We start from the raw sequence: 13,101 nt of genomic DNA, 5'->3' as shown, positions 1-13,101 counted from the left end.
CCGTTGCTGCCTCTCTTTTCGGAGAGGGGCAGGGGTAGCCTTTGCCAAGAAAGGAAGCTTATGAAAGAAACACGGCAAATCCCTGTGCAGAAGGGGAAAACCTATGAGCTATCTATTGCCAGACTGGGAACGAGCGGCGAAGGCATTGGCCGCTATGAGGGCTTTACGGTATTCGTGCCCTTGGCCCTTCCCGGCGAAACGGTCCGGGCCCGGGTTACGCTGGTCAAGAAGACCTATGCGACGGCGGTCTTAGAAGAAATCCTGACACCATCACCGGACCGGGAAAAGCCGCCCTGTCCCGTCTATGACCGCTGCGGCGGCTGTCAGCTCCAGCATCTCAGCTATGACGGCGAATTGAAGGAAAAACGCCAGCAGGTAAAAGACGCCATCGAACGCATCGGTCACTTGCAGGGCGTCGACGTCCTGCCCGTCCTCGGCGCCAAAACGCCGTGGAACTACCGCAATAAGATGCAGTTTCCCGTAGCTGCCGCCGGTAAGCGAAACGTCGCCATCGGCTGTTTTGCGGCTGCCACGCACGAAGTCATCGACGTCGAAAACTGTGCCATTCAAAAAGAAGGCAATAACACCATTGCCGCCACCGTCCGCCAGTGGATGAAGGACTTCAAGATTCCCGCCTACGACGAAGACGCCCGGACGGGCATCGTCCGCCATATCATGGGCCGCGTCGGCGTCCATACGGGCGAAGTCATGGTCTGCCTGGTTACGGCGTCGGACATGGTTCCCCATATGAAAGACCTGGTCCAGTACCTGCGCCGCGACGTGCCGGGCCTCAAAAGCGTCGTTCAGAACGTCAACAAACGCCATACCAACGTCATCTTAGGCAATAAGACCAAGACCATCTACGGCAGCGGCACCATTCACGATTCCATCGGCTCCCTGACCTTCCATATCTCGGCCCAGTCCTTCTTCCAGGTCAACAGCGAACAGGCTCAGCGCCTCTATGAAACGGCCCTCGACTTTGCCGATTTGAAAGGCGGGGAAATCGTCGCCGACGTCTATTGCGGCACGGGGACGATCACCCTCTTTTTGGCCCAGAAGGCAAAACAAGTCTACGGCATCGAAATCGTCGACTCGGCCATCCGCGACGCCGTCCGCAATGCCAAGGACAATAAAATCGGCAACGCCCAATTCATTCTGGGCGACGCCATCTATAAACTGCCCGAACTCATTAAAAACGGCGTCCGTCCCGACGTCATCGTCTTAGATCCGCCCCGTGCCGGCTGCGGCGAACCGGTCTTAAAAGCCATCGCCAACAGCAAACCCAAACGCGTCGTCTACGTCTCGTGCAACCCGGCAACCTTAGCCCGCGACCTGGCCTACCTTAATGATCACGGCTACCATACCAAGAAAGTACAGCCCGTCGATATGTTCCCTCGGACCCACCACGTAGAAGCTGTGGCCCTCATTACAAGGGAAAAGTAAGGAGCGAGTGATTTAGCATCCTTCGGAATTTGAAAAGGGAGAGCATCAGAAAAAGTGGGCTTTCATACGGTGGAATCCGTTGAAAACAACGAGTGGAGTACCGAAGGTGTCCCTGTTGAAGAAATAAAAATGGAAATGGATTTGTGAATACATCCCCGTTTAATATCACGAAACGAGGCTCTCAGTCACTATTGTGAAATAGATGATTGAGAGCCTTTTATATTATAGAAAAAAATTAATCGTCCAGGAGATGACGATATTTGTCGAGGAAGTGCTTCATTTCATTCGCGAATGTTCTCTGCGGGTGACCCAGGAGCTTTACTATTTTGCGGTCAGCAAGTATTTTTCCTACGACGGCATTTTTGTTCTCTATGATGTCTAAAAGTATACCGTTGCAAGAGGTGGTCACCATTGATAATGGTGAGAGCTGACATAAGGTCTGTAAATACACAAAAAAAGAACCGACATAGGCATGTCCGGTAGACAATGAAAAAACATATAAATGTTGAGTGAATGAGCTTGTGTGATGTATAATAAAATAGTATATTAATGTATTAATATTAACATAAAACAGAGATAAATTGGAATAAGAATATATCAAAGACACAATTTACGGCTAATGTCTTTGATGAAATATAAATTTCTAAGGGGGTTTTAAGAAATGGCTGTCAAGAAAACACCATTATATGTTTCGTTATGGAAGGCTATCGGAGGTGATGGTAATGCATAAATGCAAGCAGATTGTATTCTTGATTTTAATGTTTTGCTTTTTTACCTTTTCCTATGCTTCCGCACAAATTGTACAGGTCTCTGATTTAGGTGCATATGCTTTGGCGGAGCAAATCAATCAAGCTTCTTCTTATGGAAAAACTCCTATGAGAGTCGATACTGTAAGAGAAGTGGGAAAACTGAGACCGAGCGATCCATATACCCTATATTTTACTGGGGTTGGCGGTAATGGACATGGAGCAATAATTACTCTCTATGTCAATGATTCCGGCTATGTTTCAAAAATTAATATTATGGGCAATGCTTTGGACCAGATTTCAACCTATGATACAGGCTATATAACCGGAGCCATTCTGATAGCTCTTGGTCTTTCACGTTCAGAATTATCTGTATTGCTAAATAACCGATTTAATAAAATAGGACAAAGTGACGTTTGGTGTTCAGCCGCAAATCGTAGAATCATTCTTCAACATCACATAGAACAAAACACGCGTATTTTTAGAATACTTGCTAGCGATATGTAATATTTAACCTAAAGTGGAGACGATGGTCGGGCGGAGATTCCTCAGAAATCCCGGGTCTCGAGATTCGTGTACATAATAGTATATAAGGAAAGAATCCTTCTATCTTTTCTTGCGAACAGACAAAGGAGCCTGTGGCCAGTAAATCGAGTCTTGGACCTGTTCTCACGAACCGCCGGTCGAGCGGTGACATTCAAACAGACGTATCAACGCATATTGAATACGTAGCCCTTATAACTCCATAATGCTAAAGAGCTAGCTGCACTTTCGTATGCAGCTAGCTCTTTATACTTGACTTTTCTTTTTCGGCTCAAAAGACACTTTTAAAACCATGTTCATGCCGTCAGCCAGGCGCTGTAAAATCTTTAAGGAAGGATTTCGGCTGCCATTTTCAATTCGGCTGATTTCTGTTTGGGCAATACCTGTTTTCTCGGCTAATTCCTGTTGGGTAAGATGCTGAGCAATTCTTGTGTCCACGATAGCCCGGATGATATTCATTTCGGGTTCAACTTCCATATAAGCAGAAGCAAAAGCAGGGTCTTTCATCTGTTCTGCTTTAAAGTCTGTTAAGCGTTTCATGTTAATTCCTCCATTCGGCGAATGTAATCGGTTCGACGCTTTTGTGCCAGAGATATTTCTTTTGGTGGCGTTTTCTGTGTTTTTTTAGTAAAGCCGTTAGTAACGACGATTTTTCCTCCTACATAAAAGAAAAACAAGGCTCGTGTAATTCCTCCTATCTATATTGTATGAGATATAACTCATATACTCAAGTTTGTTTTCCAGAAAATATAGGATGAAGCCCTGTCTTTTTCATAGCGATGAGGAGGGAATCACTTTAGGGCTATGCGCACCGTGGCTTGAAAAAAGTGAAAGCCAGTACTTTGAGACGCTGACTTTTAGCCATAAAGGCTTACGCCTCCCGTCGAGCCACCCTTTTACGGGTGGAAGCGACTGTAACATAGTTGTGGGGAAATTTTAACGTAATCCGTTAGACGTTTTCCACCTCTAAGGTGGGGATGAAGGCCGGCCGGCGGTTTTACATAAGTAATTAAGCCGGATAATTGCTCTGTAGATAGTTTTTTAGTATAATCAGTAGTATGATAACGAATTGATTATAATACTGGATTGGAACATAATAACCATTCAGTAGCATATAATGTACCCAAAGATGTGACATTTTGTGTTGTTTGGTATGTGGATACCTCTAGTCGAATATAGCCGATTCGAGATATCTGAGCATAAAAATTTTCATTTGAAAGGAGATTCGTTATGAAGAAATTAGCAGCAGCAGTACTTTGTGGCCTTGCCATTACCGCAACGGCCGGTTTCAGTATGGTGGCTCAGGCAGCTCATGGAGACAAGGTAAATATTGCAGAGCCCTTCAAGGCTACGGTCCTTGTCGATGGTCTTGGTTCTCCCTGGGAAGTCCTTTGGGGACCGGATAATTCGTTGTGGGTAACGGAACGGCAGTCGAAATCGATTTCTAAGGTCGACCCCAAAACGGGTAAGCATACGGTACTGTATACCTTCAACAATGCTGTGGCAGCGCCGCCGCATCAAGGGGTTCTGGGCCTCGCTCTGGATCCGCAGTTCCTTAAGGGAAATAACTATGTCTACACGGCCTATACCTATGAAGTCAATGGTGAAAAGCATGCCCGTATTGTCCGCATGACCTATGATCCGAAGACTGAGACGCTCCGTGATGAAACGGCTATCCTCGATAATCTGCCGGCAAGCGTCGACCATAACTCCGGTCGCCTGCGTTTTGGCCCTGACGGCAAGCTTTACTACACCATCGGTGACCAAGGGAATAATCAGGGATCCCGCGTAGCTAAGGAAATCCAGGCGCAGATGCTGCCGACGGCAGCGCAGGTTGCTGCTAAAGATTACAGCCTCTATCCGGGGAAAATTTTGCGTCTCAATAAAGACGGCTCCATTCCCGCTGACAACCCCGTATTAAACGGTGTCCGCAGCCATGTATATGCCTATGGATTCCGCAATACGCAGGGCCTGGCCTTTGTAGGGGATAAGCTCTTTGCGACAGAGCACGGCCCGTCTACGGATGATGAGCTGAACCTCATTGAAAAAGGCGGCAACTATGGCTGGCCCTATGTTGCAGGCTACAGAGACAACGAATCCTATGTGTATGCCAACTATTCCAAGGCGCCCAAAGAATTACAGGAAAAATTCGATCCAAACAACATTCCGGCAGGCGTTCCGACTCAGAAGGAAACCGACTTTGATGCCCCGAATCTTAAAGATCCGCTCAAATCCTTTAACGTTGTCCGTAATGGCTATAACTTTGCCGATGAAACCTATGCGCCCCTTTACTACATCGGCTGGCCGACCATCGCTCCTTCCAGCGTTGCCTACTATCCGGAAAACGGGAAAATTAAAGAGTGGCGGAATTCCCTGCTCATTACGACCCTTAAGAGTGGCGCCATCTATCGTGTGAAACTCGACGGCAAGAGCGAACAGGTCCAGGGCGATGTAGAAAAAATGTTCAAGACCAATAACCGGTACCGCAATGTCCTCGTAAGCCCGGATACGACAAAAATCTACGTGGCTACGGATAACGGCGGCAATGCTATGGGTAAAGACGGTAAGCCCATTACCGAAATGGAAAATAAGGGCGCCATCATCGTCATCGAATATACGGGAGATAAGAAGGACAAATAAAGAAAGGAATTCCCGGTAGGAATTTTATCTCATACTCTCTTCAAGAATAAGGCATAAGTGAATATAGGAGAAAGGGCTCATCGTCATAACGACGGTGGGCCCTTTTTCCTTGAAATTTATAGAGGATTCGGGAGAGGGCCGCGATGATCTGCCGCTTTTAGGATACGAGGCCCGGATGGCAAGAGAGGACAACGTGAATCGCAGCGGCACGATGAGTCACCGTCACTACCGGGAATTTTTAGCCATCCCGAAATCGAGAAGGAACAAGAAGTGGTAAGAAATATCATGCTTTAGAACAGCAGCTTCATGGGAACGAATGGACGACCGAAAAAGACGCCCTGGCCTTTTTGACCGATGCCGGCCTCGTCGGGCGCCAAATTATGGCTAAAGAAGGGCGCTGGCCCAGTGACGATCAAGCCATTCTGCCGGCTAAAATCGGGGAATGCGTCTGGTGGCTGGCCGTCCTCTCAGAAAGAAGAGGCATCGACTTTTCAGAAGCCGTGGAAAGTTTTTTTTTTAGACGTGGTTGGAAGATTTATCGAAAGATTGAACAAAGAGATTGTATGAGAAAAGCCGGTACAGGCATCTGACTGGGATGTTTTGTATCGGCTTTTTTGTTGTATTCAGATCTATAAAGATGAACTTACTCAAGTCTTTCTGTTCTTTATATGGAAAGAATAGGGGCGTAATAAGGTGATTTGCCAATCGAATGAAATTCTATTAAATGGCTTTGTACTGCGGTTTATGTGGCTTTTGAAATGCTCTTTTTCGACGAGGTGTAACGCGTTACAGAAAGAGAAGATAAGAAGAGATAAGAAAAGAAGGGAGATAAGAATAGACAAGATACAAGACAAGAATAAGAAAAGACAAGATGAAGAGATGATGAGAGCGGCATAAGGGAAACATGATATTTTTTTAATTTTATAAATTTTTTCAGCCTGATTTTGAGTCAGGGAAGAGGGGAAATCGGGATAAGAATTTTCCTTTCTCTGATTCGAGGAGTCTGTCTTATTAAAAAAATGTATATTTGGAATGGATAAATGTATTAATTTGCGATTTTTTGAAAGTTCAGAAAACGTTAAGTATTTGAATGCTAGCCTTATCATTCAGAATGCATTGAGTTAGAAATAGATATAATCAACTGAAATAAGGAAAAATACGAAAAATGAAAATGAGAAAATGGTGACTTTTTGGAAAAAGTTTGAAAAAAACTTTAGACGATTACCGTTTTTTTTGTCTTATATATAGAGAGGGGTATTTTCTAAAGAGCCATTCTAAGATAAAACAGGCGCTGCCGGAAATGAAAGGCCCTGACGGCAAAAAAGGCAGGTTTGGAATGGGGGACGGCGTTGTCTAATTTTTTTGCTGAAATTGTATGCGTGAAATGGACGAATGTATTAGTTTGCAAAATTTTGAAAGTTCAGAAAACTTTAGGTATTTCGTGGATAATGATTGATAGTCAAAAATAAAATCATGGATAAACAATCCGTATTTTTGAAAATTCATGTGTTTTCGAGAAAAGATAAAATGAGAAATGATGCTTTATCAAAATAGGGGGTGGACGATTGGCATTTTTTTTGTCTTATACCTATAGGGGGAATTTCTAAAGAGCCATTCTAAGATGAAACAGGCGCTGCCGGAAATGAAAGGGCCTGACGGCAGAAAAGGCAGGTTTGGAACGGGGGAAGGCGTTGTCTAATTTTTTGCTGAAATTGTATGTGTGAAATGGACAAATGTATTAATTTACAAATTTCTAAAAGTTCGGAAAACTTTAGGTATTTCGTGGATAACACTTGATAGTCAAGAATAAAGTCGTGATAAAACAAACTTTATCCTTGGAATACGCTGCTTTTTCAAGAAAAGATAAAACGAAAAACGCCATTTTTGTAAAAAAATGTGCCGCATTTCGATTTATTTTTCTCTTATATAAGTAGAGGGGTAATTTCGCAAGACATTTCCCAAAATGAAAAAAGAGGTGCTGGCAATGAAAAAATTACAATGGCTGAAAACGAAAGTGGGACTCTTTTTAGATCCCCGTATCCTTTATTTGATGAATCTTCCTAACGGCGATTCGTACATCGTTCTGTGGTTCTTCTTAAAGGATATGGCCGGCATGGTCAACGACGACGGTACGATTTACGTGTCGGAGACCGAGCCCCTTACGACGCAGCTCATTGCCAAGAGCCTGCATCGCCGCCAGCCGTTTATTGAAAACGGGCTGCGGGCATTAGAGCAGGTAGATCTCATCGAACGCGATGAAGAGGGAATGATTCGCATCCTTATCTGGGATGAGCTGCAAAGCTTTCACCGCGACGAGAGACGACGGGAGCAGACCCATGAACGGGTTCGCCGCTATCGAGAGCGGCAGCGCCTGGCTCAAGAGAAAGAAGCTCAACAAGAAGGCCTTCCGGAAGAAAATCCCATCAGCGAAACTTCCGCTGAAACGCTCATCGAGGCTTCCGGCCAAGATTCCATCGAGTCTTGTCAAGAGAAAGCTCTTGCCTTGCCCATTGATGAGCTCGTCGAAGAAGCTGTCATAGCCGAAAAGTCGGGCGACATGCCGCAGGAAGAGATTCCTGATACTGATGAAGGGGCAGAGTCTCAAAGGGAATCAAAAGCCCTTACAGGGGAAGCGGTGACGACGCCCAAGGCCGTGACAGGCTATGCCTCGGTCCAAACGTATCAGAACCTCTTTGGACCCATGCAGGGCGATTTTGCCCATCGATTGATCACCTTGGAAAACCTGTGGGGCAGCGAACCCACTTGTACGGCCATTGAAATGGCTCACGAAAACAAGGTCAATAATATCAACTACATTGCCGCCATTTTGAAGAACAGCAACGGACGACCCATGCGCGGCAAGCGAAAAGAAGATAAGTATAATGGCTATCCCAACTTTGAGGCCTACGTTGAAGGCGTGCTGCGGGGAGAAACGGAATACAAACCTCATCTCCATCGAGACGATGAACGGAAATCGGGACTGCGGCATGTCAGCGACGCCGGAAAAGGTCTTCTCTGATCGAATCATGGAAGTCGGCGCTTTTTCTGATTCTGACTGACTTTTCGCATCGGTTCCTAGACAGCCCAAGCGATAGCGGATGACCTCGGAAGGAAATCTTTTCTGTCGAAATGAAAAAAATTCTCCAAAAAAGGCTTGACAGGTAGTTACTACCGGTTGATATCCTTGGTTCATGAAGAGCGGTAAGTTCTTCTGAACTCTTCTGAATGAGAGGAAATTGTATGAAAATAGGTATAAAGAAAAAAATGTTCATGATCGCCTTGATGGGAGGATTGATGATGATGGGTATGAATGGAAATACGGCAGTTGCCGCTTCGCCGAATGAGAATCCCTTCGGCCTCGTTTACGGCAATGCCATTGAAAAGAATGAACCGGGCAAGGTGAATATTCGCCCTGTAGAATATGAAGTGGATGGTATCAAAGTGGCTGCCAACCTCTATTTGCCGGCTGATTATGATGAAAAGAGCGATAAGAAGTATGCCGCTATCACTGTCGCTCATCCCAACGGTGGCAGTAAGGAACAGGTAGCCGGCCTGTACGCTCAGCGACTGGCAGAACTTGGCTACATTACCGTGGCTGCCGATGCTCGCTATCAGGGGGCCAGCGGCGGGACTCCGCGCCTTCGCGATTATCCGTCGAACCGAATTGAAGATGTGAGCGGCATGGTCGATTACCTTTCTACGCTGAATAAAGTCGATCGAGCTCGCATTGCTTCCCTCGGTATCTGCGGCGGCGGTGGTTATACGCTGGCAGCGGCCCAGACGGATAAGCGTATCAAGGCCGTGGCGACCCTATCCATGTTTAATTCGGGTCGGGTACGCCGCAATGGCTTCCATGATGCCGATATTGCAGGCATTCCGTCTCGCCTTCAAAAAGCGGCTGATGCCCGGGAAAAAGAACTTTCCGGCGACATTGTCTATGAAGGGTTCCTGCCTCCCAATGCTACCGATGACGATCTTCGGGCCAAGATGGCAGAACTCCCGGAAAACACCCTCTATCGTGACGGCATCGAATACTATGGCCTGACCCATCGCCATCCCAATGCGACGGGCAGCTACACGACGGAATCGCTCATGAAACTCATGGCCTTTGACGTCGAAGATCGGATGGATCTCATCGATCAGCCCCTCTTGATGATGGCCGGCGACAAGGCCGACACCCTCTACATGACGGAAGATGCCTTTGCTAAAGCCAGCGGTACGACCGATAAGGAATTGTTCCTCATCAAAGGCGCCAGCCACATTCGGACCTATTGGGTACCGGAATATGTTGATGAAGCCGTGAACAAACTGGCTGAATTCTATGGGAAGCGTCTGTAAGAGTAAGACCCTGAAGTTGAACCATTTCAAATAGGTACGGAAAGCCCGGCCGGTATCGGCTCAGGGCTTTTCCCTGCCTTCTATTATGGCGACGGAGCGCCTTTGTCCGTCGGCGTTCTGACCGGGATGCCGCACGGGAATGGGGTCACCCTGTTTGTCCGATGGATGGGGCCGCAGATTGTTTTGTAAATGATGGAAGAAGGAGGTGATGGAAAGATGAAGGAAGAAACGTTTTCGTTGAATTCAAAAATCAGTGATGTGATCCGGGACGAGGCCTTTTCCGGCTTCGGCCGACTGCTGTTTCCCGTCGATCTGGCGTTATCGCCTCAGATGACGTTGAAGGATTTGGGAAAAGCCCTTCTTTGGTACAGCTATATAAGACCGGAGCGGACGGTGAGTCTCGTCAATGAGCTAAAATCGAGAGCCCTTGCCGGCGAGAGGGTCTTTTATGATATCTACAGTTCGGCAGAAAAAGCTGCCGATCCGAGAAAGAAGGACACGGGGTTATTTTTCTTCCGCGGCAAGCTTCAGGGCAAGACGGCCATTCTCAGTGCCGGCGGCGATTTTGTCTATGTCGGTGCCATGCACGACAGTTTTCCTCATGCCTAGGAGCTTGCCAAGCGAGGTTACAACGCCTTTGCCCTCATTTATCGCGTCGGCGCTCGCGAAGCCTGTGAAGATTTGTCCCGGGCCATCGCCTTTATTCATGACCATGCAAGAGAACTTGAGGTCGATATCCGCGATTATTCCCTCTGGGGCGGCTCAGCAGGCGCCCGGATGGCGGCCTGGGTTGGCACCTATGGGACGGGGGCCTTTGGCGAAAGGCCATACCCTCAGCCGGCGGCGGTCATCATGGAGTACACCGGCCTGTCCGACGTCACCGGAAAGGAACCGCCTACGTATAACTGCGTAGGGACGGCTGACGGCATTGCCTGGTATGGCACCATGAAGCGGCGGATTGAAGGCATCCGGGCCAATGGAACCGATGCCGATATTGAGATTTTCCCCGGGCTGCCCCATGGATTTGGCCTCGGTGAAGGGACGGTGGCCGAAGGGTGGCTGAATCGAGCCGTCCGCTTTTGGCAGCGTCAAATGAAAGATTGAAACAGATATTTATGATTAACGTTGAATGGCACAGCTCATGCTGGCCGGAAAGGAAGATACAATGAGTATTTTATTTATAAACGGAAGTCCCAATGAAAATGGCAATACGGCAAAAGTCGCCGCGGAACTCCTTAAAAATCAGACCTATGAAACGCTGAATCTCGTCGATTACCGGATCAATGCGTACGGACAGGACCTGCCCGGCGACCAGTTGGACGCCGTTCTCGGAAAGATTGAAAAGGCCGATGTCCTCGTCATCGGTTCGCCGGTGTACTGGCATAATATCTGCGGCTCTGTACGAAATGTACTGGACCGGTTTTACGGGAAGGTTTCCCAAGGAAGCTTATCCGGGAAAAAACTCTTTTTCATCTTCCAGGGAGCTGCACCGGAAGCGTGGATGCTGGACGCCGGCGAATTCACCATGAAGCGCTTTGCTGCCTTATACGGTCTGACCTATATGGGCATGGCTAAAAACGCTAAAGAAGCCGGGGCCTTGGCTTCTTCCTTATAAGCGCGAAGGGAGCATGGCGGATATTTTTACCTGAGAGATCGGGATGAGTGAGATTATTTTTTTAAAAGATGTGAGACGTATGGTAAGATGGATTTTGCTTTTTATGATGATGTTGTCTATGCTGCCGGTTACGGCCGTCGATGCAGCTGAACCGCACAAGATGCCGTTTCCGGTGGGCGTCGATATTTCTGATCGCTTCGTCGGGACCGTTCATCGCCATGATCTGATTGAGGCCGACGATGTCTATCAGGTTCCCCAGACCAATGTCATTACCTTCGAACCGGGGAGCTACAGCGGCTGGCATGCCCATGGGGCTATGACCGTCGTGGGAGTCGCCGGGCAAGGGATTTATCAGGAATGGGGGAAAGAGGCTGTCCTCATCAACCCCGGTGATGTCGTCCAGGTTCCGGCCGGTGTCAGCCATTTTCACGGTGCCGTCAAAGATTCGGCCTTTCAGCAAATCGTCATTTACGATAAAAACTGGAAGGCGCCTGAAAGCGCTCCTGCCGTCCATACGGGACCGCTGAGCCCTGAGGAATATGAAAATATCCATTTTTCCGATACGGGAAAGACGAAGGCTGCCGGAAAAAAAACGACGCCTTTCTGTTCCCTTCTTCACCGGAACCCTATGCGTCGCCTAATTTTAATCATCCCGTCTATTTGGGGAAGGTACTGACAAAGCCGAACGCTGCGGGTTCTCCGGAATGGATGTATGTCGTCTTTCCCAAAGGAACCTATAACCGGTGGCACAGCCATAAGACCGGGCAAATCTTGATTGCCACCGACGGTGTGGGCTACCATCAAATAAAGGGCGGTAAAGTAGAAGTCCTCCATCCCGGAGACGTCGTTTATTGCCCGCCCGGCGTCGTCCATTGGCATGGCTCTGCGCCAAACAGCACCTTTGCCCATATCGCCATCAGCCTACACGATAACCATGACGTGACCTGGTACAATTTCCCCGATCGAGAATACACATCCCTTCAGGGAACTTCCCATGGGATCGTCGAGGAAAACAGCGTATCTCAATAAAATAATTTTCGATAATAAAAAATGAGACATATCGACATGGCTCCCTGGCTTCGGCCAAGGGCAGGTCGATATGTCTTTTTTTGTAGGAGGACTATCTTTTTACTGACGGCTTCATTTTTAGCTTTGTAATATAATAGAATTAAAATTGTGTTAAATGCATTGTCAAAAAGATAGGGGGTATTAATAGTGACCGCCATAGGGCTTAGCAATAAAGGCTATGATGTTGTTTCCGGAGGCGGCACTCAATACTATGCTTTGAGCCGGGAACTTCTGAGAAACAATAAAGAATACATCAACATCGATTGTGCTGCTGTCGGGGGTAGGATACTCAAACCATTGGAACGACAGTGTCCTGTGATGCGGGTCCTTCCGAGATAAGGGGACGTAGCTGTACATTCCCTTTTATAGGGATACGGCCGGTATAGGATTTATTGAGCGCTTTAATTTGTTTATATAAGTTATAGTTGTAAAGTGTTGCATTTTAATCGTGAAGGTGATATAATGAGCTCAAAGGATATATGGCATGTCGATTTATTCTTATTGAAGGTCACGTCGTGAACCGGACGTTGGCTTTTGTATCATCCGTTGCAATGGTTGTTTTAGAGAAAGAGGGAATGCCCTTGAAAGGATTTTTATCAAATTATAATGCATAAACTTTGTGATAGATATTACATAGTAGTATAATTAGTTTGATGGATACATATATGTCAATCGTTTCTTGTCAGGTGTAGCATCGTGAACCGGTCC

General features: G+C 47.1%; 12 protein-coding genes and 1 pseudogene. 11 read left to right on the top strand and 2 right to left on the bottom strand.

Annotated elements, in window-relative coordinates; genetic code table 11:
* The first annotated feature begins 60 nt into the window (after positions 1–60).
* Both rlmD and QZQ46_RS03095 read left to right on the top strand, forming a co-directional pair.
* A complete protein-coding gene (gene rlmD / locus QZQ46_RS03100) occupies positions 61–1,443 on the top strand; it encodes a 23S rRNA (uracil(1939)-C(5))-methyltransferase RlmD (protein WP_296826728.1) in 1,383 nt (460 codons plus the stop codon).
* Between the two features lie 722 nt (positions 1,444–2,165).
* Entirely contained in the window at positions 2,166–2,696 is a 531-nt protein-coding gene (locus tag QZQ46_RS03095) for a hypothetical protein (RefSeq protein WP_296826726.1), read from the top strand.
* A gap of 282 nt (positions 2,697–2,978) precedes the next feature.
* Here QZQ46_RS03095 and QZQ46_RS03090 read toward each other — a convergent pair whose 3' ends face one another.
* A complete protein-coding gene (locus QZQ46_RS03090; RefSeq protein ID WP_225069307.1) occupies positions 2,979–3,272 on the bottom strand; it encodes a helix-turn-helix domain-containing protein in 294 nt (97 codons plus the stop codon).
* Complete coding sequence (locus tag QZQ46_RS03085) at positions 3,269–3,421, bottom strand: type II toxin-antitoxin system RelE/ParE family toxin (RefSeq protein ID WP_292280494.1); 153 nt, start codon at positions 3,419–3,421, stop codon at positions 3,269–3,271. Before QZQ46_RS03085 ends, QZQ46_RS03090 begins: the two co-directional genes overlap by 4 nt.
* 541 nt (positions 3,422–3,962) lie before the next feature.
* Between QZQ46_RS03085 and QZQ46_RS03080 the strand changes: the two genes are divergently transcribed.
* The 9 genes and pseudogenes from QZQ46_RS03080 (at position 3,963) to QZQ46_RS03040 (ending at position 12,354) form a co-directional block, all read left to right on the top strand.
* Positions 3,963–5,372: a glucose/sorbosone family PQQ-dependent dehydrogenase gene (locus QZQ46_RS03080; protein WP_296826724.1), complete on the top strand. Its 1,410-nt coding sequence runs from the start codon at positions 3,963–3,965 to the stop codon at positions 5,370–5,372.
* A gap of 380 nt (positions 5,373–5,752) precedes the next feature.
* On the top strand, positions 5,753–5,962 hold the full coding sequence (locus QZQ46_RS03075; protein WP_296826720.1) for a hypothetical protein: 210 nt from the start codon (positions 5,753–5,755) through the stop codon (positions 5,960–5,962).
* A gap of 1,394 nt (positions 5,963–7,356) precedes the next feature.
* On the top strand, positions 7,357–8,391 hold the full coding sequence (locus QZQ46_RS03070; RefSeq protein ID WP_296826716.1) for a phage replisome organizer N-terminal domain-containing protein: 1,035 nt from the start codon (positions 7,357–7,359) through the stop codon (positions 8,389–8,391).
* Between the two features lie 221 nt (positions 8,392–8,612).
* Positions 8,613–9,710, top strand: a complete 1,098-nt coding sequence (locus tag QZQ46_RS03065; RefSeq protein WP_296826714.1) for an alpha/beta hydrolase — start codon at positions 8,613–8,615, stop codon at positions 9,708–9,710.
* A 216-nt stretch (positions 9,711–9,926) separates the two neighbouring features.
* Positions 9,927–10,319, top strand: coding sequence for a hypothetical protein (locus QZQ46_RS03060; protein WP_296826712.1), 393 nt, complete (start codon positions 9,927–9,929; stop codon positions 10,317–10,319).
* A 15-nt stretch (positions 10,320–10,334) separates the two neighbouring features.
* A pseudogene (locus tag QZQ46_RS03055) lies at positions 10,335–10,814 on the top strand (alpha/beta hydrolase); the annotation flags it as partial.
* Between the two features lie 61 nt (positions 10,815–10,875).
* Positions 10,876–11,325, top strand: a complete 450-nt coding sequence (locus QZQ46_RS03050; protein WP_296826708.1) for a flavodoxin family protein — start codon at positions 10,876–10,878, stop codon at positions 11,323–11,325.
* 103 nt (positions 11,326–11,428) lie between these two features.
* Positions 11,429–12,001, top strand: a complete 573-nt coding sequence (locus tag QZQ46_RS03045; protein ID WP_296826706.1) for a cupin domain-containing protein — start codon at positions 11,429–11,431, stop codon at positions 11,999–12,001.
* A complete protein-coding gene (locus tag QZQ46_RS03040) occupies positions 11,986–12,354 on the top strand; it encodes a cupin domain-containing protein (RefSeq protein ID WP_296826704.1) in 369 nt (122 codons plus the stop codon). Before QZQ46_RS03045 ends, QZQ46_RS03040 begins: the two co-directional genes overlap by 16 nt.
* Positions 12,355–13,101 lie beyond the last annotated feature (747 nt).

This window comes from uncultured Megasphaera sp. (assembly GCF_900539295.1).
Lineage (GTDB): Bacteria > Bacillota > Negativicutes > Veillonellales > Megasphaeraceae > Megasphaera.
The sequence above is the reverse complement of the archived record's forward strand: the minus strand, read 5'-3'. Positions and strand labels throughout refer to the sequence as shown.

Excerpts from the sequence above, each read along its gene's own strand:
- rlmD (WP_296826728.1), top strand. The coding sequence starts at position 61 with ATGAAAGAAACACGGCAAATCCCTGTGCAGAAGGGGAAAACCTATGAG.
- QZQ46_RS03095 (WP_296826726.1), top strand. The coding sequence starts at position 2,166 with ATGCATAAATGCAAGCAGATTGTATTCTTGATTTTAATGTTTTGCTTT.
- QZQ46_RS03090 (WP_225069307.1), bottom strand. The coding sequence starts at position 3,272 with ATGAAACGCTTAACAGACTTTAAAGCAGAACAGATGAAAGACCCTGCT.
- QZQ46_RS03080 (WP_296826724.1), top strand. The coding sequence starts at position 3,963 with ATGAAGAAATTAGCAGCAGCAGTACTTTGTGGCCTTGCCATTACCGCA.
- QZQ46_RS03075 (WP_296826720.1), top strand. The coding sequence starts at position 5,753 with ATGGCTAAAGAAGGGCGCTGGCCCAGTGACGATCAAGCCATTCTGCCG.
- QZQ46_RS03070 (WP_296826716.1), top strand. The coding sequence starts at position 7,357 with ATGAAAAAATTACAATGGCTGAAAACGAAAGTGGGACTCTTTTTAGAT.
- QZQ46_RS03065 (WP_296826714.1), top strand. The coding sequence starts at position 8,613 with ATGAAAATAGGTATAAAGAAAAAAATGTTCATGATCGCCTTGATGGGA.
- QZQ46_RS03060 (WP_296826712.1), top strand. The coding sequence starts at position 9,927 with ATGAAGGAAGAAACGTTTTCGTTGAATTCAAAAATCAGTGATGTGATC.
- QZQ46_RS03050 (WP_296826708.1), top strand. The coding sequence starts at position 10,876 with ATGAGTATTTTATTTATAAACGGAAGTCCCAATGAAAATGGCAATACG.
- QZQ46_RS03045 (WP_296826706.1), top strand. The coding sequence starts at position 11,429 with ATGATGATGTTGTCTATGCTGCCGGTTACGGCCGTCGATGCAGCTGAA.